This window comes from Vibrio neptunius, from assembly GCA_019339365.1.
Classification (GTDB): Bacteria; Pseudomonadota; Gammaproteobacteria; order Enterobacterales; family Vibrionaceae; genus Vibrio; species Vibrio neptunius.
Genome location: CP079860.1, coordinates 1,019,775 through 1,039,283 on the forward strand (window position 1 = coordinate 1,019,775; position 19,509 = coordinate 1,039,283).

Consider the following 19,509-nt stretch of genomic DNA (forward strand, 5'->3'; position numbering starts at 1 on the left):
GAACATATTGAACAAAGTCTAATCTAAACCAAATTTTCAACCTTAACATTGACGAAACTTTATGACGTTATTGGGTTATGTTGTTGAACTCCAGCTTGATTTGACAACGCTTAATCAAAAAAACTAAGGAAATAACCATGGACACTAACCACGACACAGCAGAGCTAGAGCAAATGTTAATCAGGCTCAAACTAGACGACTCCGCGTTGAGTGAGATTAAAAACCAAACCCCTGAACTTTGCAATATTGCGATCCAAGCTCACCCCGAAGCATTGCAGTATGTACAAACCCAAACCCCTGAACTGTGTCTTACAGCAGTAAAGCTCAGTGGATGGGCACTACCCCATGTAAAAGAACAAACCGCAGAGATTTGCCTTGAGGCGGTTAAGCAAACTGGCTACGTATTACGCTTTGTCAAACAACAAACTCCAGAGATTTGTTTGGCTGCCATTCAACACAGTGCTTTAGCGCTCCAACAGGTAAAGGAACAGACACCGGAGCTTTGCTTGGCAGCGGTTAAGCAAAATGGCAATGCGTTACGTTTTGTAAAACAGCAGACCCCTGAGATATGTGCTATTGCGGTTACTCAGAACGGCTATGCAATAGAGCATGTTAAAGAGCAGACCCCTGAGCTGTGTCTTGCTGCGGTAACGCAAGATGGCAATATATTAGAGCATGTAAAACAGCAGACGCCGGAACTTTGCCTTGCAGCGGTAAGGCAAAATGGCAACGCACTACGCTATGTCAAAGAGCAGAGCGCTGAGATTTGCCGCGAAGCGGTAAAACAAAATGGCCGCGTATTATCAATGGTACAAGATCAAACCTCTGAGATCTGTCTTGAGGCGGCAAAGAATTGTGGTTCTGTATTACAGGAAATTGATCAGCAAACGCCTGAAATTTGTCTTGCAGCGGTAACGCAGAACGGTATGGTATTAAATTATGTAAAAGAGCAAACCCCTGAGATTTGTCTTAAAGCGGTAAAACAAAATGGTTACGCACTACGCCATGTAAAACAACAAACGACCGAGATTTGTTTGGCAGCGGTAAAGCAAAATAGCCACGTATTAAAGTATGTAAAAAATCAAACCCCTGAGATTCTTTTAGCTGCGGGTAAGTAGGGTAGAAAGCTCACGGCTCTACAAAAAACAGGGCGTTTAATAGTCTGAGACAGATTGTTTTTAAATGTCTTAAACACTGGTTAAACGCCCTTAAAAATCTATGACTTATCGAGATAAATAAGCAGTGCTCCCAAGCTGCTAGTAACTTGATTTTATCGCTCTTATGGCTGGCTGGACGAGATAACGCGCAATAAAAAACTTAGGGATATTGTGCTCAGTACCGAACAGGACTATGAACTACTATGGTGATTGACGGTTATTTTAAACTCGATGCCGCGAGTTATTTACAGTGCCCGGTAAAGGCCCATTTGGGGCATAAGGTGATTGGCGTTGAACCCGATTTGGCGTTTGATCTAACCCTAACTCCACCTCGGGTGTTTATCCGTAATGAGCTGGTGGACCTGTTAGGTGTAGTGGTTTAATGATCCCGGACACCAAATTAGGTGGTAAAGTCTCCACCATACATGAGGTGTTCAATGACAAAACGACAACGACGTACATTTTCTTCTGAATTCAAAGTAGAAGCTGCAAGCTTGGTTCTTGATCAAGGTTACTCAATATCTGAGGCGGCACGCTCTCTAGACATCGGTGATACAGCCTTACGACGCTGGGTCGAGCAACTAAAGATTGAGCGTGGCGGAGAAACGCCAACGGTTAAAGCTTTGACGCCAGAACAGCAGAAGATCCAAGAGTTAGAAGCTAGGATTAATCGCTTAGAAAGAGAAAAATCCATACTAAAAAAAGCTACAGCTCTCTTAATGTCGGACGAACTAGAACGTTCTCGCTAATTGACCAGTTGAGGGAGCACGAAACGGTCAAAGTTCTTTGTGAGCTGTTCGATGTTGCGTCTTCCTGCTACTACGAGTTTAAACAACGAAAGCCGGATGTTAATCGCATTCGGTTAGCCAGCAGAATGAAGCAGCTCTTTAACATGAGTCGCGGCGCTGCTGGTAGCAGAACTCTTGCTTCTATGCTGAAGTCTGAAGGCTTTGATGTCGGACGTTTCAAAGTACGTAAGCTTATGCAAGAAGCAGAGCTGATAAGCAAACAACCGGGCTCGCATCGCTATAAGCAGGCTAAGCTAGAGCGACCAGATATCCCCAATAGGTTGAAGCGTGAGTTCTCTGTTACCACTCCAAATGAAGTTTGGTGTGGCGATATTACTTACATCTGGTGCGGTTCAAAGTGGAGTTATCTGGCTGTTGTACTCGACCTATTTAGCCGTCGTGTAGTGGGTTGGGCACTATCAGACAAACCTAATGCAGAGTTGACTTGCAAAGCCTTGGACATGGCTTGGGAACAACGAGGACGACCTAACAACGTGATGTTCCACTCAGACCAAGGAAGCCAATACAGTAGCCTAAAATACCGTCAAAGGCTTTGGCGATATCGCATAACTCAGAGCATGAGTCGTCGAGGTAATTGCTGGGATAATGCTCCTATGGAAAGGCTATTTAGAAGCCTAAAAACCGAATGGATACCAGCGACAGGATATTTAACCCAAACTCAGGCAAAGAGGGATATCAGCTATTACTTAATGAATTACTACAATAGGCACCGGCCTCATCAAGCAAATGATGGGCTGTCCCCAGTTACTGCCGAAAATCGGCTTAAGTTAGTGTCCGGAATTTGTTGACCACTACAAGGTGAGCTTACGCCTAAGCTGATTCAGGGCGCTTACCTTAACCCAAACAATACTCATGCCTATCAAAACTTTCGCGTGATCACCGCAGACCACTTTAGCCTGCCTAAAGTGGAGGCCGACGATGCCCTGCCCGCAGTATTTTACTACCAGCAAGCTATTTACCTTTCACTAACACTGCTGGACGAAATGACGCGCAATAAAAAACTTAAGGATATTGAATACAGAGTATAAATATGACTGAACCGACCATAGAACACATCAACCAATGCCTAGCCCAAGCCAACTTTGCAGCGGTGGCAAAAATTAATTCTTACTACCAGATATGGGAGGTGATAGATGCCATTCTTGAAGATAGCAACTTTAGTGAAGAAACCAATTTTGAACGAATCCGAGTATTACTTAGAGCTGGTATTTTAACCGATCTAAACATTCTGGAATTTTATAATAGTGATGTCGAAGATATGGACTTGTCTTATGAACATTGCCCACTGGTCAAAATACTGGCGCCACTAGAACGAGATGGAACCTTATATTTATCTGACTCTGAAGCTATTTACGAGCTCAGTTGGGATCTGTATCTGGATTATATAAAAAGTATTGTCTTGCTCGGCGGAAGAGTAGACCATGATGGATTATTGTGTTGGTTGTTTGATGATAGATACGAAGTTGAGATGTTTAATTACTTAATGGACAATTTCAATATAAAAAAAGAGACAGTAAACTATGTTGCAGCACAATTATTATACAAGAAATACTGTAGCGATGAAGAGCCAGATGAGGAAGATAGGGCTTTGTTTAACCGGTTAATTGAAAAAGGTATTGATATTAATCTACCTTTCGATGAAAACTCTCATATGTCTGCATTTCACTCATTTCTCGGTGCTGCTTTATTTTGTTCACCTGATCTTTTTGAGCAATATCTATTACAGAGACCTAGCCAAGAGATTATTAAAAACTTACCTTGGTCATACCCTATTAGCGAAGCTGCTTTCACTGACAAACACTTACATTTAATAAATAAACTTATCGAGCTCGGTTATCATGTCCCTGTAGATGAAATAATTTCGGAACTAGAAGAATACGAATATTTTGATTACGCCAAAGCCCTTGCTCATTAAGCTGACTCTGCCCCTAAGCTTATTCTGTTTAGGGGTTTATACTGTCTATACCTCAACGATAAAGTGCCCGGCGGTAAGAGAAGAAGTCAAATTGATTACAGGGTGGGGTTATGAATTAAGTTATTATCGAAAATATTGACCAAGGTCTAATCTAAGCCAAGTTTGTAAACTTAACATTGATGATACTGGGTTATGTTGTTGAACTCCAGCCTGATTTGACAACGCTTAATCAAAAAAACTAAGGGAATAACCATGGACACTACCCACGACAAAGCAGAGCTAAGCAAAGTTTTAATCAGGCTCAAACAAAACGGCTCCGCGTTGAGTGAGATTAAAAACCAAACCCCTGAACTTTGCAATATCGCGATTCAAGCTCACCCCGAAGCATTGCAGTATGTACAAAACCAAACCCCTGAACTGTGTCTTACAGCAGTAAAGCTCAGTGGATGGGCACTACCCCATGTAAAAGAGCAAACCGCAGAGATTTGCCTTGAGGCGGTTAAGCAAACTGGCCACGTATTACGCTTTGTCAAACAACAAACTCCAGAGATTTGTTTGGCTGCCATTCAACACAGTGGTTTAGCGCTTCAACAGGTAAAGGAACAGACACCGGAGCTTTGTTTGGCAGCGGTCAAGCAAAATGGCAACGCACTACGCTATGTAGAACAGCAGACCTCTGAGATATGTTTTGCTGCGGTTAGGCAGAACGGATACGCACTAGAACATACAAAAGAGCAGACCCCTGAGCTGTGTCTTGCCGCGGTCAAGCAGAATGGCGAGGTACTAGAACATGCAAAACAGCAGACGCCGGAACTTTGTCTTGCAGCGGTAAGGCAAAATGGCAACGCATTACGCTATGTCAAAGAGCAGACCCCCAAGATTTGCCTTGCTGCAGTAAAGCAGAGTGGATGGGCAATAATGCATGTAAAGGAGCAAACCCCTGAGCTTTGTCTAGCAGCGGTTAAACAAAATGGGTTGGCAATAAAGTATGTACCAGAGCAAACCCCTGAGCTTTGTCTGGAAGCAGTAAAGCAAAACGGCTACGTGTTAAGAGAAATAAAAAAACGGACACCTGAGATTTGTTTAGCAGCAGTAAAGCAAAATGGCCATGTATTAAGCTGTGTATCAGAGCAAACTCCCGAGATTTGTTTGGCAGCGGTAAAGCAAAATAGCGACGCGTTAAAGTACGTAAAAAAGCAAACCCCTGAGATTCTTTTAGCTGCGGGTAAGTAGGGTAGAAAGCTCACGGCTCTACAAAAAACAGGGCGTTTAATAGTCTGAGCGTGATTGTTTTTTACATGTCTCGCACACTAAACGCCCTTAAAAAATCTATGACTTATCGAGATAAATAAGCAGTGCTCCCAAGCTGCTAGTAACTTGATTTTATCGCTCTTATGGCTGGCTGGACGAGATAACGCGCAATAAAAAACCTAGGGATATTGTGCTCAGCAGCGAACAGGACTATGAACTACTATGGTGATTGACGGCTATTTTAAACTCGATACCGCGAGTTATTTACAGTGCCCGGTAAAGGCCCATTTGGGGCATAAGGTAATTGGCGTTGAACCCGATTTGGCGTTTGACCTAACCTTAACCCCGCCACGAGTATTTATCCGCAATGAGCTGGTGGACTTGCTGGGTGAGCTTACGCCTAAACTGATCCAAGGCGCTTATCTTAATCCAAACAATACTCATGCTTATCAAAACTTTAGCGTGATCACCGCAGACCACTTTAGCCTGCCTAAAGTGGAGGCCGATGATGCCTTGCCCACGGTATTTTACTACCAGCAAGCTCTTTACCTTTCACTGGCCCTGCTGGACGAGATGACGTGCAATAAAAAACTTAAGGATATTGAATACAGAGTATAGCCATGACTACAAAGACCATTGAAAACGTCAACCACCTCCTTATCCAAGCCAACTTGCCTCCAGTAACAGATAAACGTGTGGATATGTGGAATGCGCTCCCTGCCATTCTGTGGGACAAGAAACTTAGTCAAGACATCAACTGTGAACCAGGGCGCGAGCATACTTTGATTAATTTATAACCCAAAGAATACTTGTGCTCTGTAATCGTAACACTAACCCGCTTTTTTTAGTTTTTGTCTTTGGCTTGGAGCACCGCACTCACATTGTTTGAGCATGTTCATCACAAAGCGTCTAAACAAAGCAATATTTTCCACAGCACCCTCTAAACAGATTCGTGAACTGTCTTCGTTAAAAACAACATCTAAAACATAGTGTTGGCTGTTTTTGATTCGCCAGTGTTGACGGATATAATGACCAAGTAGCTTGTGGTTGGGTGAAAGAGAGTTGATATGATACGAGGTATCTACAGTCCCTTTCCCGTTGATGGTACGATGACGTTCTACGGCAATAATACTGCGTATTGTTGGCCACTTTTCCGCGAGTTCCTGAGGTAGCTTTGCTTTGAGTTGAAACACAATACGCTCTTCTTTTCTCCCATGCAGAGTCTGCGTTACTTCCGTCACCACTTTTTCTTTCTTCACGTCAAAAATGGCTTGAAATTGAGATACAACGGCATCTCTCAACTTAGGTTGTTTCTTCTTTACTTGGACAACAACATGGGCGTTTTTCGCCGCCATTTTTTTAATATCTTACGCTGACAATGTAATGCATCAACGGTGATAATACTACCTTTAACGTTAATAATATCAAGCATCTGCCGTACAACATTAATTTCGCCATTCTTTGTTTCTGTCGGTTTCTGGCTGAGAACAAGACCACGCTCTGTATCGTAGGCAGTGACCGGTTGTAGTGCCGTTTTGGGGTGAGAGCGATAAGAACCGCGAAGTACTTTTCCATCGAAAGCGATAACGGGTTTACTCTGATTTTCTCTTTGCTCATTAATCCACAATGCGAGAGCTTCGAGTAAAGACTCGGCGATCCCGCCCTGAACTCTTGCTTGGGTATAGTTATTTTAAATAATTTATCTATTAATAATTTAAGGTATTACCTCCTATCTGAAAGTATGTTTACTGACATGGTGCATAGATAGCTAGATACAAAAATTAAGGTTAATTCAGGCAAACAAGTGGGTATAAAAGGAATTTCGATAATGGCCAAGAAAAAATATTTTAATGATTATTATCTAAAGCATAACCCTCTATTAACGCAAAGACTAGGATGGATAGCTATTGGATTATATTGTTTAGCGACTGCTGTATCATCCGTTTGGGTTAACTATTCGTTCTCGACTTTTAATTCAGAGGCACTAATATTTTTTACTGTATTGGTTGCTCAGATTTCATTCATTACATTATGCTATTTAAAACAAGGTGATTTTACTTTTTTTATTATCAATAACTTTAAATCAGTAGCGATTTTGAATGTATTAACGCTATTTTGTTGGTTGTTTATGTTCATGGCTCTTCAGAAAATCGAAGCCTCTGTAGAGTCAGCTATATATCAAGGATGGATACCAATAATTGTAATTGTTGTGGAGTATTTAATACATAAGGAAATACCTAAGAAGAGTCTTATTATATCAGTGTTGTTCTTGGCTTTTTTCTTGGGATTACTTGGTTACACTAGAGTTTATTTTGAAGGTGGTATAAATGACTCTTTGATACAAGGGGTTATATACGCGTCCATAGCAGGAGTAACAGCAGCTTTGTATATGGTGTACTCTGAGTTTCTTTTTTTATAAGAGAGGATTTACTGTTTTAAATATTTTAGCATCGAGGTTTATAATGTTACTCGTTTATATTGTTTTCTCAAGCTATGATTCCATAAGGATTCTATATGAATCAGAAGTTACGATATTGGTAAGCATGGCTATATTATCTCTCACATTTATAGTGGCTCCAATATATTTATTACAGTATTCAATAGTGACGTTGGGGTCGAGTCGAGTTTCAATTATAACACCTTTAGTTCCAAGTTTTTCACTGGGTTTAGAATATTTTTATGTATCTTGGGTCAATTATTTTGTGCCTATTTTAGTAATTCTTGTTTGCATTAGTGTTTTATTTGCAAATTATTACAAGTCGAAAAAACGGTAAGGGAATAAAATGGAAGTTACGAAGAGTAAATGTGAAGTTATTGAAGTAATTAAAAGCATGATCGAGGAGTCTAATATAAACGAAAACCAATTTTATAAAACATTTAGAGAAAAAAAGTTACCATTAGAGAAAATAAAATCGATTTTTCAACAATATTACTTTTACATAAGAACTTTTCCTGAGATTTTATCAGGTTTAGCTCCGCGTGTAGATGACGAACTAATTAGATTGAAGATTAGTCGGACTGTTGTGTCCGAGTTGGGCGATGGGAGAGGTGCCCCACATTTTGCGATGTTTGAAGAGTCTCTAAGTGCTATAGGAGTTACTTTGGATGATTACAAATCTGTAGATTATACGACTGAAACTCGACAATTAATTGATGATCTAAATAGATTGTTTTTGGAAGAAAATCCTAATAAAGCAATAGGTGCTCACTATGTCATCGAAGAATTTGGACTTCCGATGATCATAAATTTATATGAAGGATTTAGACTCTATGATGGTTGGAAACATGAAGATTTCAATTATTTTTATCTACATATATTAATTGAATCTAATCATGTTGACTGGATCCAAGATGCATTGGTTGAAGCTAGTAAAGGTGGAGATGGGGCTAGAGAAGAATTAATATCTGGGGCCAGTGAAGTTTTGCAATCACTAACAAACTTCTGGAATGGACTTCATCGATTAACGAAATGATCTCAATTTAAAGCAGCAGTTTTAATTATTCTGCTGCTAATTTTTAATATTTTTAAAAATTAGATAGGAGATGGTTTGAATAATATTTATGGATATATGTCTAAGTTATCAAAAATGAAGTCATCAATTAATCTCTCTCAAGGGCTACCTATAAATATATATGATAGAGATTGGAGTGAATTTATGTCATCTGGAGAGGGATGTAATTGGCAATACATGCCTGTACAAGGCGCTATATTGCTTAATAGTAGAATAAAATCTATGTATGGGGATAATTATCACTCAATTATAACTTCTGGTTGTACAGAGTCACTTTTATGTAGTATGTATTGCTTAAAGACCCTGGGATATGAATCAATTGTCGTACCAGAACCATTCTATTCCTACTATCCAATGATGTGTAAAATGGCAGGGATTAGATTTATTTCTAGTAGACTTTTAATAAATGATTATCAATTTGAAATAAATATAAATGATGTTAGAAAAAAAATAAATAATAAAACAGCAATATTGATCAATACGCCACATAATCCTACAGGAATGGTTATTTCTAGCAAGGTGTGGCAGGAGATAATAAGTATATGCACAGAAAATAATTCATTTTTATTGGTTGATGATGTATATAGAGAGTTCAACTATACTTCCAGTAAAATACCATATAATGAGCTATCTGGGATAATTGAACAAGTTTTAATTTCAGGCTCACTTTCTAAGTCCTTAGCAGCTTCCGGTTTAAGGGTAGGTTGGTTAGTTGGTTCAAAAAAAAATATAAGAATTTCCAACTCCTACCACATGCATATGTCAAATTGTACTGCAGATATAATTCAGCGTGCGGCTGCTAGTATGATAGATAGGTATGGTGGTGAGGGTGCAAATAGATTCAGAAAATACTATAAAGAAAATCGTAATATCCTTTACTCAACACTTATTAATAAAGGTATGAAGGCCTATTATCCAAGAGGTGGTCACTTTGTAACTGTTGACTGTAATGATTTGACAACTTCTAAATCCGCAAAAGAAATATGTATATCTATAACAAATCAATGCGGAGTGACACCGCTTCCCCTGGATGAATTTCATACAAGTAAAAGTAAATTTATTCGATTCTCTTTTTCCGTTAGGCGCCCAGATTTACTTACAGCATGTGATAGGTTAAGTAGCTTAAATATAGGTTAAATCGATGAAAGATAAATATATAATTTTGGGCGGTGGCCCTTCTGCCGCTCTGATAACGAAAAGGTTAATTTCTGAGGGGAAAAAAGTTTTAATTATTTCCGACAAGTTAGGTGGTTCCATGTCTTGTATGGGATATAAACAACTGCAGTCATACAAGAACGAGCTTGATATTAAACATCATGAAAAAGCTATAAACGATTATATTTTCGACAATTCTTTAACCCCAAATGCTGCTAATTATATAGACTATATAACAGATTGTATTAAAAGTTATCCGATTGAAGTGGTTCTAGGATTTGTTTCATTTATAGAGGAAAGGAAAGATATTTATTCCTGCCACGTAATAATCAATGGAGATATAGTAGAATTTGAAACTAAAAATTTGATAATTGCTACAGGAATAAAACCTAGGAATATCCCAAGTGTGATAGATTCTTATAATACAATAAATTGTTTTTCAGCATATCAATTTTTTGAATCTGATAAATGTCTAGAAAAAATTGGTTACGAAGTTTTTATAATTGGTAGCGGAAATTCAGCCTTCCAAATTGCTACTTCAGCCTATGAAAGGGGGTTTAAATCAACCGTATTAGCTCGTGAATATCTAGGAGTTTATCCACAAGAAAATCAGGATCGGTTTGCACTCAGAGCACCATCTCAAAAGGCCATTGAATATATATGGAAATCTCAGAGTTCTTCTGAGTTGGTAGAGTCACGCTTTTTAATATATAGCAATCTCTCTCGCTCTAAAGATTGCATTTCAGCCCTGGTTGAAAGCAAAAAAAATAACAATCATATTGCAAGACGTTGTTACGATAATCTATCAGTTGAAGAGGATTACGGTAATAAAGTGATTTCTATAAGTATCAAAGATTCTATAGTTATTTCAGCGATTGGTACAATTGGTAATTTGCCAGATAATAATATCAAGGGACTGTATTTAAACGATAAAGGTTTTGTTAGTAAAATTAAATCTAAGTCTGTAAATAAAAATATTTCCGTTATAGGCACTTTAGCTGGAGCTAGATCTATTAATACGATGGAGTGTTATAACTAAGGGGAAAGTTAAAATGTTGATTAATGAGTTAAAGGATGGTTTTGGTTGTAGACTGAGTGAACTCGACCTTTCAAAAGGAAAAGTTGATGATGATTTAATATTAAAGATTAAGAATATCCTTTTTAAATATAAAGTTATAATTATAGAAGACCAATTTTTTTCCGATGAAGAATATTTATCTTTTATGTCAAAATTGGGGAAGCCGATTACTCATATTCTATCTGAATTCGCTCTAGAGCATATGCCAGAAATAATAAAAATATCGAACTATGTTGATTCCGATGCTAGGGAGCACGGTGTCCTTTATGGTGGTGCTTACTGGCACAGTGACATGGCTTATCGTAAAGAGGTTGGTGTTGCGACTTCGTTATATGCAATAAATGCTCCTAAAAATGGGCCGAAAACAATGTTTCTGGACTTAGAATCAGGGCTTAAATCTATCGTTAATAATACTAATTTTCATAGGGAGTTATCAGAGATTTATGGCCTTGATTTACAGTCAACTAAAGTGCTTCACAAATTTGGTAACAGAAGAAAAATTACAGATAAGGAGGAATGTGAGCAAAAATTATCAAGCGAAAAATGTAAAGATCATGAACATTGCCTGCATGACCTTGTAGTAAGACATCCAATTACTGGCACAGCCTCACTATTTGCTACTAGTGGAAGCTCATTTAAAATTCAAGGAAAAAGCGAACTAGAATCTATTTTTATTTTGAATTTATTGGAAGATTTTATTTTTGAAAATTCGAAATATTATGAACACTCTTACACTAAGGGTGAGATAATTATTTGGGATAATATTTCTACTATTCATTGCGGTAAAGGCATTTCACCTTGTGAATCAAAAGAGGGTAGCAGAATTTTACACAGGATTAATATTCATTATGGAGAGTAGTATGATAAAAAATCTAGTTTTAATTTCTCAGACTTACATTGGTTTAGGTTCTGATATTATTTTAGGAATGCTATCCAGCAGAGTTAAAATTACTTTATTTATAAGCGAAAGTGAGGATGTTGATGATAGAATTATTCCTTACCTAGATAAAATCTACAAAGTTTCGAGCTCACTGGATAGTAGCCTACGTCCCGTATTGTCCCATGAAAATATAATAGAAATTTTGCTTGATGAGATCTCTGATATCAACCCTTCTAATAGTTTTTCTATATTTTGCCAGCAAGAAGATAATGTATTGACTGCTGCGTATGTTAGAGAGGCTCTAAATATCAAAGGAGATTTGCCAAGCGACATGTTGAAGTTCAGAGATAAGTTACTAATGAAGGAAATAGTTGGAAAATTAATGAGCAATAGCATTCCTAAACATACGTGTTTAGATGTTGGTCGAGCGAAAAGTAGTGAAAAAGAATATTATGAAAATTTGACTAAAACGTTAGGAGAGATCTTGGTTATAAAACCTACAAGTGGGGCAGGTAGTGTAAATGTTAAAATTGTAAATAATTTATATGATTTTCAAGATTTTATCGAAATGATAGAGGATAATAAATATAATTTTTCCTATGAGGTTGATGAGTTTATAGAAGGTAAAATGTATCAGTGTGATTCAATAGTTGTGGACGGCAAAGTTTATTTTTCGGGTATCTTGGAATTAGGGTGCTCTAACTTTGACTTTGTCTTAGGAAAGCCTTTATCAGTTTTCCCTGTCCTCGATAAGAAATTACATGAGATATTATCAATTTTCAATCAGAGTGTAATAGATGCTCTTGGTTTTCGTAACGGCTCCACTCACTTAGAAGTGTTTGTTTCAAACGACAATGGAAAAATTACGTTTCTAGAGATAGCAGCTCGTGTGCCCGGTGGAATTGGGGTCCCTTATCACAAAAAAAATAGTAATGTTAATATGGTTGATGCAACCCTATTGTTGAGCTGCGGGTTAGATATTAAGCAGTACATTAAACCTAAATGTAGCAACAATGTTGTTTCAGCCTTACTGCCTGTTCAGAATGGTAAAGTGCTCGAATTACTGGAGCCCAGATTGCAAAGTCAATACGAACTACAATGGCATATCTCAGTTGGTGACATTGTAGAATCAAACTCTCTTGTTGACACTGCAGGTGTTTTAACCTTTTTTAATGATGATTTGGTCCAATTAAGAGCTGACTTTGAAAGCTTGCAAGCCTATTGCCCTGTTCGCGCTGTCGAAATTTAAATTGGTAGTAGTTTTATGCATTATTGTTTATGCTTTATGGGGTTTTGTTTCCAAATTCAAATTTTGGACAAGAGCCCTTACATGTCTAACTATTAGGCGAGCGTTATTGTTTCAGGCTTGCTTAATCCTTCCAGTTTGTTTAATGCTCTTTTATCACGTAGAGTCTGGCGAAAGCGGCATATGGCCGTGGATACAAGTGAAAAAGCAACCCCTCGAGATCTGCCTTGCAGCAGTCAAGAACGATGAGCCACATATGGCGTCGTTGACCTTCAAACTGATTTGATCATTAACAACGCCACTTCCATGATAAACAACTGCAATTGGTTAAAAAACTGATTGGGTTGGGCTACCAGCTTCCTCTGGATGAGATCATGGAGTTACTGGAAGATGAAGAGCTGGACGATTACGCCAAAGCCCTTGCTCATTAAGCTGACTCTGCCTCCTAAGCTTGCCCTGATGACGGCCTGTCGCCAACACATCTCAGTGATAAACGCCCTTCGGGTCTTATAGGACGAGTTTGTGCGAGTGCGTTTGCTAAAATGGAAAAGTGGGCGGGTAGGCTTGGAGCGGGTGGTACGGTTTTAATGACCCAGTGATTGGTTGTGGTGCAGGCGAGATGATGGTTTGTATCAGTAGAAGCGCCGTCACCTTCAAATAAGGCTATTCAGCCGGGCACTTTTACGATGTAATGAGCGCCAATCGATGATTTAGGAATACAACAGATGAAAATTTGGGTTGATGCAGATGCGTGTCCAGTGGTGATCAGAGACATTCTTTTTAGGGCTTCTGAGCGAACTGGTGTGGAAGTCACCTTGGTGGCGAACCAGTTTATCCGCACCCCTGCTTCTCCAAAAGTGACCATGCTTCAGGTTCAGGCTGGTTTTGATGTGGCAGACAATGAGATTGTCCAACGTTGTGAGGCGGGCGATTTAGTCATCACCAGTGATATCCCACTGGCCGATGAGATCATTACCAAAGGCGGCCATGCGTTGAGTTCTCGGGGTGAACAGTTTACGAAAGAGAACATAAAATCTCGTCTTAATATTCGTGATTTTATGGAAACCATGCGCAGTAGCGGTGTACAAACAGGGGGGCCAGCGCCCTTGAACCAAGCCGATCGACAGCAATTTGCTAACCACTTGGACAAATGGCTAGTACAGTGGCAAAGGGCACAAAAGTAGGAGTAGGGCATGTCCTTGGTTAACCAGCTATCACTGTTTATTGATGTTGTGCAGCAAGGGTCTTTCACCAAAGCGGCCACCTTGCACAACATGGATAATTCGTCATTATCGAAACAGATCAAAAAACTGGAATCTGAGCTCGGTGTCCAGCTTCTCAATCGCTCTACTCGTTCCTTTTCCTTAACACCTGCAGGTGAAGAGATTTTGGAACAAGCCCACAGTCTGGTGGACACACTCGGGCATGTTCATTCGATTGCCGATTCTTATCAGGCAAGACCAAAAGGGCGAATACGCATCACAGCGCCCTTACATATTGGTCAACATTACCTTCAGCCTGTGATTACGCAATTTATGCGCAGCTACCCTGAGGTTGAAATTAACCTGCAAATGGATGATAAGCGTTCCGACATCATTTCTGATCATTTTGATGTTGCGTTTCGCCTTGGTCGGCTGGAAGATTCGAGTTTGATTGCGAGGAAAATCGCCGATATCAGGCCGGTAATTTTGGCGTCTGAACGCTTTATTACGCAGTATGGTGATCCTCAAACCCCCGAGGAGTTAATGCGCTTACCTTCGGTGGTCTACAGCAATGGGCCACTCACCGTGGATACGGCTCGTATTAGTGAAACACCAGAGGGCAGTCGCTTCATTAATCACAAAATGACGGGGAAATATAAGGTCAATGATGTGCTGACCTTATTGGCGGCAGTCCAAGATGGATTGGGCTATGCCATGATTTCATCCTCCAATCTCTATTGTCCCGTTGCCGACATCAACCTCAAGCCACTGCTCACTCATTACGGCTTATGTAATCGTGGGCTCGCACTCTACGCCTTGTACCCACATCGCAAGCAAACCGCTTTAGTGAGAGAGTTTATCTCGGCAGTGAAGGCCCATATCGGAACGCCGCCCATTTGGGAAAAGCACGTCCCCAATTTTTCTCAGCTATACCCAGCCCGCTAAATGATGGGTATTGCGTTGTCGCGGGCATGTTTTTGCGTCATTGGTGTGCCTAGAGGGACAGTGGCGCTCAGTTCGCTGTGTCCTGCCAATCAGTTTAGATAGGCATAAAAAAATCGGAAACCGACACTGGGTTTCCGATTGTGTTTGTATACTGGCAGTTGTGTTCTGCTCTCAATTCACTTTGCGTTATGATGCGAACGAGTGATTAGGCGTAGCTTAACTTATGGTGTTGCAACTCGGTACGCATGCCCATCAACAAGCTGACACACATGGTGAGTAGAATCACGGTAAATGGTAAGCCAGTTGAGATGGTTCCGGCCTGTAATGCCTGAATCGCCTCTGTACCACCAACCCAAAGCAGCATGGCGGCGATAGCCCCTTCAACTGAGGCCCAGAAGATGCGTTGTGGGATAGGAGCATCGACTTTACCGCCTGCTGTAATGCTGTCGACAACCAAAGAGGCGGAATCAGAAGAGGTGATAAAGAACACCATGATCAGCACAATAGAAATCACAGACAGTACTGTTCCCATTGGCATAGCATCAAAGGCATAAAACAGAGAGAGCGTAATGTCGGTCAAACCATTCTGACCTAGCTCACCAACTTGATTGACCACTTGTTCAATGGCCAGGCCACCAAAAGCAGACATCCAAACCACTGTGATAGCGGTAGGGATCAAGATCACCGCTGAAAGGAATTCGCGTACTGTACGACCTTTGGAAATACGAGCGATAAACATACCAACACATGGTGACCAAGATACCCACCAAGCCCAGTAGAATACGGTCCAACCGTGCATCCAAGCTTCGTCTTCGCGTCCATAAGGGTTACTCAGTGGAAGCATGTTTTCTACATAGCCGGTTAGCGTTGTGGGAATCGTACCCAATGCCGTCGCTAGTCCAGCAATGATCACAAACATCAGTAGGGCGAAAGCCACAAGCAGGTTGATGTTGCTGAGGACTTTCACGCCACCATCAATGCCGCGGACAACCGACATCACCGCCAGACTGGTAACAAAGGCAATCACACCGAGTTGTAACCCTAGGCCACTATCGATACCAAAGACATGGCTGATACCACTGGCAGCTTGTTGAGCGCCTAGGCCCAATGAGGTAGCAAGACCAAATAGTGTCGCCAGGACAGCAAGGGTATCGATGATATGACCAAACCAGCCCCATGTGCGGTCACCCAAAATTGGATAAAACACGGAGCGAATGGAAAGTGGTAAGCCTTTATTGAATGCAAAGAATGCCATCGCAAGTGCGACTACGGCGTAAATCGCCCATGGGTGAAGGCCCCAGTGGAACATTGTGGCGCCAAGGGCGACTTTAGCTGCTTCTTCAGTGAATGGCTCGACACCAAGTGGTGTTTCAAACCAGCCAGTGAAGTAAGCAACGGGTTCGGCAACGCCCCAGAACATCAGACCGATGCCCATCCCGGCGGCAAACAGCATTGCAATCCATGACAGGTTGGAGTGCTCAGGCTTAGCGTCGACACCGCCGATACGAATTTTACCAAATGGAGATAAAACCAGACCAATACAAAAAATCAGAAACACATTGCCTGACCACATAAACAGCGTATCAAATGACTCAATGATTTGCAGTTTTACGCCATCAAGAGTGGATTTTGCAACGTTAGGGTCGGCGATAAGAAGGGCGATAAGAAAGACAATGATCAGGCCAGCACTGGCACCAAAAACGGGATTGTGAACGTCAAAACCCCATTTCTGAACGTTGTCTTGGCCGACGGTATAATCGGTATTTTCAATACTATACCTATCCTTATTACTACTCATTAATCCTCGCTAATTATTTAGAGTTCGAAGTAAATTGTGCGGTGCAGGGTAGCAGAAGGTCAACCAAAACGAAAGTCAGTCAGGCTTTTTAACAATATTTGTATAAATAATGTAAGAAAGATTAGGTAGAGGTCTAATGAAATGTGTCAGTTCTGTAACCTGTGGCGTTGATGACTTTGGTTGGCGACCTGTCACTTTCGCTTCCTTGCTGTGTGAGTCATGGTTGAACGCCACAACGATGTAAATGGTTCCTTTCAGTAAGTCAGGCTATGGGCTAAATCGCGGCTCAATGGCCGCGTTGTGAAAGAGAATGAAACTGTGCTGAAAGGTGGTGGCTTTTGAGGGTACAAATCAGCACGCCTTGCTGAGCGTTGTTGGATGTACCAGCTAATTCTCCTTTCTCATCCCAAACACTGTTTTGGCCGCAAGTCTCCCATCCACCGGTTTTTGATATGTGATTGCAGAGGAGCACGGGTAATCGATGGTGACCAGCAATACCAGACAAAATCTGCCCATCAGCAGTAAAGCCAGAGGGGGAGATCAAAGCACTAACCAGGTACAGATCGGCTTGATTGTCGCTTGCGTCTTGTGCGTGCTGAGGTTGAGCAAAATCAGCACACACTGCAAGGGCAATACGTTTATTGTTCAAGGTGAATAGGTAATGGGCATTGCCTGAAGTGCAATACGTGTCTTCACCGTCATGTAAGTACTGTTTGGAATAGAATTCAACCTTGCCATCTGGGAAGCAAATTACGGCGGCAATCGTCGGTTTTGAGCTGGGATTTGACAGTGGACAGCCTGCGATGACGGTAATCTTGTGTTCGCTGGCCGCGGCTGAAAGTGATTTAATCGCCGGAGTTGATGAGTCAAAAGCAAGCTCGTCGAGTAGGTCCAGTTCGTACCCTGTTAAAGAAAGTTCAGGAAATACAACGAGATTGGCGCCAAGTTGGGAGGATTGCGCCACGTGCATAAGGTGAGTGCGCAAATTGGTTTCAATGGCTCCTCGCTCGACTGGAGCCTGAGCCAAGGCAATGATCAGTGTTTGTTCCATATTCAGTAATCCCTTTCCTTTATTGGTTTCTCATTTGATGGTTTTACAGGGGTTTTTCACAGCGGAAGAAAATAAAATTTGGCTTGGTCATCAAGAAGCGCGATGGTGGAAGGACGCTCAAGCAAGGCGTTGTAGATATTGTTTCTTATCACAGCATCATACTGTTTGGCGTGTTTGGTGTACATTTCAGACATGGTATCGGCCTTTTGTGTGGGCAGTAAGGTTGGTATCAAGGGGCTAGGGTTAGCGCGACCATCTGGCGTAAACATCATTCGAGCTTTCATTGGTCGCACAAGGATTCGATCGCGGCGAGAATCGAGTCAAATTGAATTTTAACAATACACACCTGAGCTTTACTGAATTCATGCGCTTGAATGAGGTGGGTGACGTCTGCCAAGTTGTATCTTGTAGGCTTGAGGTTGAGTTCAACCTTGTTACCGTGCGCTGTCAGTTCAAAGCACCTCCCTTCAGAATCGATAATCACGTCGTCACTGTCGAGTATCAATGACTCTGATTCTCGAATAAGCCTGTCACGTGAAGCGAGGTAAACCAGTTCGTTATCTCCTGCGAGCTTAAGGAGTGCTGGCCATTGCACTTCATTGTTCTCTTTGTTGACTGTGGTATCTATCAAAGCGATTCCTTAGGTTTTAGGTGAAGAAAACGTGAGCAAGCAGTTATTATATAAGCATTTTCCTTTTTTAATGTGCGATATCAACCATTTGATTTTTGCTGACTTTGACACTGGGGCGTTGAGCATTGGTCGAGGAAAAATTGCTGCTCAATAGTCGATGTTTTATCGTTAAGATTATGATTTATATGGTTTATTTTTTATATTGAAAAATCAGTGGCTGCTAATATGGTCATCTGTTGCTGTTGTGAATTTCGTGTTCTTTAGATTAAGGATTTCTATTGGTTATTTTTATCTTGCTGATTAATAAGGATTTTTAATAATTAATATCAATAAATGAATAAAGCGGCTGTTTCCTACAGGAATCATAGTGTTATGCGGATTGAATGAAAGTTTGTTAGTGAGATACATTCTCATTGGGATTATTCCCAACCATAAAATATGGAGAATTAAAATTGAAAACTAACAACGTCATTGGCTTAGTGACCCTTCTTGCTGCAACCTGCGTTTCAGCGAATGCTACCCTTACCTTTCCTGACACCCCATCATCGGTTCCAGAGGCACCGATTGTTTTTCCCAAATCTCAGCATCCGATCGCGCTTATAGGTGGTTACACCATTGAAGATGGCATTCTGAAATCGAGAACTTACGACTGTGGTATTAACATCAGTGACTTAAACCTTACCGCTAAACTAATATGGGATGGCGTGACACCTAAACTGGCGATTATGGGCGACGATTTAATCATGTGCCGCTCAGGAGCAAACAGTCCGTTTGAGCTTGACCTTAATCCCTTCTTTGACAACATTCCTGATCATGTCCTTTCTCGTTTAGAAGTGGCCAATACCGTTGACTTAAATCGCTAATGTATCGGCTAAGTAA

Annotated in this window: 20 protein-coding genes and 2 pseudogenes; 17 read left to right on the forward strand and 5 right to left on the reverse strand. The window is 40.8% G+C overall.

The features are described 5' to 3' along the window. Positions 1-137 precede the first annotated feature (137 nt). From KW548_21320 to KW548_21355, 8 genes are all read left to right on the forward strand, one after another. Entirely contained in the window at positions 138-1,118 is a 981-nt protein-coding gene (locus tag KW548_21320) for a DUF4116 domain-containing protein (protein QXX08202.1), read from the forward strand. Between the two features lie 242 nt (positions 1,119-1,360). After that, entirely contained in the window at positions 1,361-1,540 is a 180-nt protein-coding gene (locus KW548_21325) for a hypothetical protein (GenBank protein ID QXX08203.1), read from the forward strand. Between the two features lie 54 nt (positions 1,541-1,594). Further along, positions 1,595-2,754, forward strand: a protein-coding gene (locus KW548_21330) for an IS3 family transposase (GenBank protein ID QXX08204.1) whose coding sequence is annotated in 2 segments (ribosomal slippage) — positions 1,595-1,862 and positions 1,862-2,754 — 1,161 coding nt in all. Because the reading frame shifts where the segments join, the coding sequence is not laid out codon by codon here. 84 nt (positions 2,755-2,838) lie between these two features. Further along, positions 2,839-2,994 carry a hypothetical protein gene (locus tag KW548_21335; protein QXX08205.1) on the forward strand — a complete coding sequence of 52 codons (156 nt, stop codon included), beginning with the start codon at positions 2,839-2,841 and terminating at the stop codon, positions 2,992-2,994. A gap of 2 nt (positions 2,995-2,996) precedes the next feature. Further along, a complete protein-coding gene (locus KW548_21340) occupies positions 2,997-3,881 on the forward strand; it encodes a hypothetical protein (GenBank protein QXX08206.1) in 885 nt (294 codons plus the stop codon). 252 nt (positions 3,882-4,133) lie between these two features. Continuing rightward, entirely contained in the window at positions 4,134-5,114 is a 981-nt protein-coding gene (locus KW548_21345; GenBank protein QXX08207.1) for a DUF4116 domain-containing protein, read from the forward strand. A 240-nt stretch (positions 5,115-5,354) separates the two neighbouring features. After that, positions 5,355-5,750, forward strand: a complete 396-nt coding sequence (locus KW548_21350; GenBank protein ID QXX08208.1) for a hypothetical protein — start codon at positions 5,355-5,357, stop codon at positions 5,748-5,750. A gap of 2 nt (positions 5,751-5,752) precedes the next feature. After that, positions 5,753-5,929 (forward strand): hypothetical protein, encoded by a 177-nt coding sequence (locus tag KW548_21355; protein ID QXX08209.1) that lies wholly within the window; start codon positions 5,753-5,755, stop codon positions 5,927-5,929. A 33-nt stretch (positions 5,930-5,962) separates the two neighbouring features. On the opposite strand, the pseudogene KW548_21360 reads toward KW548_21355, so the two are convergent. Further along, positions 5,963-6,816 (reverse strand): annotated as a pseudogene (locus KW548_21360) (ISAs1 family transposase). 144 nt (positions 6,817-6,960) lie between these two features. On the opposite strand from KW548_21360, the gene KW548_21365 reads away from it, so the two are divergent. The 8 genes from KW548_21365 (at position 6,961) to KW548_21400 (ending at position 15,150) form a co-directional block, all read left to right on the forward strand. After that, positions 6,961-7,551: an EamA family transporter gene (locus KW548_21365; protein ID QXX08210.1), complete on the forward strand. Its 591-nt coding sequence runs from the start codon at positions 6,961-6,963 to the stop codon at positions 7,549-7,551. A 364-nt stretch (positions 7,552-7,915) separates the two neighbouring features. Beyond that, positions 7,916-8,605, forward strand: a complete 690-nt coding sequence (locus KW548_21370) for an iron-containing redox enzyme family protein (GenBank protein QXX08211.1) — start codon at positions 7,916-7,918, stop codon at positions 8,603-8,605. 75 nt (positions 8,606-8,680) lie between these two features. Next, on the forward strand, positions 8,681-9,781 hold the full coding sequence (locus KW548_21375; protein QXX08212.1) for a pyridoxal phosphate-dependent aminotransferase: 1,101 nt from the start codon (positions 8,681-8,683) through the stop codon (positions 9,779-9,781). 4 nt (positions 9,782-9,785) lie between these two features. Then, positions 9,786-10,838 (forward strand): SidA/IucD/PvdA family monooxygenase, encoded by a 1,053-nt coding sequence (locus KW548_21380; protein QXX08213.1) that lies wholly within the window; start codon positions 9,786-9,788, stop codon positions 10,836-10,838. Between the two features lie 13 nt (positions 10,839-10,851). Continuing rightward, a complete protein-coding gene (locus tag KW548_21385) occupies positions 10,852-11,736 on the forward strand; it encodes a TauD/TfdA family dioxygenase (GenBank protein QXX08214.1) in 885 nt (294 codons plus the stop codon). A gap of 1 nt (position 11,737) precedes the next feature. Continuing rightward, on the forward strand, positions 11,738-13,006 hold the full coding sequence (locus KW548_21390) for an ATP-grasp domain-containing protein (protein ID QXX08215.1): 1,269 nt from the start codon (positions 11,738-11,740) through the stop codon (positions 13,004-13,006). Between the two features lie 722 nt (positions 13,007-13,728). Continuing rightward, positions 13,729-14,187, forward strand: coding sequence for a YaiI/YqxD family protein (locus KW548_21395; protein QXX08216.1), 459 nt, complete (start codon positions 13,729-13,731; stop codon positions 14,185-14,187). A gap of 9 nt (positions 14,188-14,196) precedes the next feature. Then, on the forward strand, positions 14,197-15,150 hold the full coding sequence (locus tag KW548_21400) for a LysR family transcriptional regulator (protein QXX08217.1): 954 nt from the start codon (positions 14,197-14,199) through the stop codon (positions 15,148-15,150). A 205-nt stretch (positions 15,151-15,355) separates the two neighbouring features. Here KW548_21400 and KW548_21405 read toward each other — a convergent pair whose 3' ends face one another. The 4 genes and pseudogenes from KW548_21405 to KW548_21420 all read right to left on the reverse strand — a co-directional run bounded on the left by KW548_21405 (position 15,356) and on the right by KW548_21420 (position 18,630). Beyond that, entirely contained in the window at positions 15,356-16,948 is a 1,593-nt protein-coding gene (locus tag KW548_21405) for a BCCT family transporter (protein QXX08218.1), read from the reverse strand. Between the two features lie 286 nt (positions 16,949-17,234). Continuing rightward, on the reverse strand, positions 17,235-17,999 hold the full coding sequence (locus KW548_21410) for a carbon-nitrogen hydrolase family protein (protein QXX08219.1): 765 nt from the start codon (positions 17,997-17,999) through the stop codon (positions 17,235-17,237). An 86-nt stretch (positions 18,000-18,085) separates the two neighbouring features. Further along, positions 18,086-18,193 (reverse strand): annotated as a pseudogene (locus tag KW548_21415) (SAM-dependent methyltransferase). A gap of 86 nt (positions 18,194-18,279) precedes the next feature. Further along, positions 18,280-18,630: a DUF4144 domain-containing protein gene (locus KW548_21420; protein QXX08220.1), complete on the reverse strand. Its 351-nt coding sequence runs from the start codon at positions 18,628-18,630 to the stop codon at positions 18,280-18,282. A gap of 452 nt (positions 18,631-19,082) precedes the next feature. On the opposite strand from KW548_21420, the gene KW548_21425 reads away from it, so the two are divergent. Beyond that, positions 19,083-19,493, forward strand: coding sequence for a hypothetical protein (locus KW548_21425; GenBank protein QXX08221.1), 411 nt, complete (start codon positions 19,083-19,085; stop codon positions 19,491-19,493). The last annotated feature ends 16 nt before the right edge of the window (positions 19,494-19,509 follow it).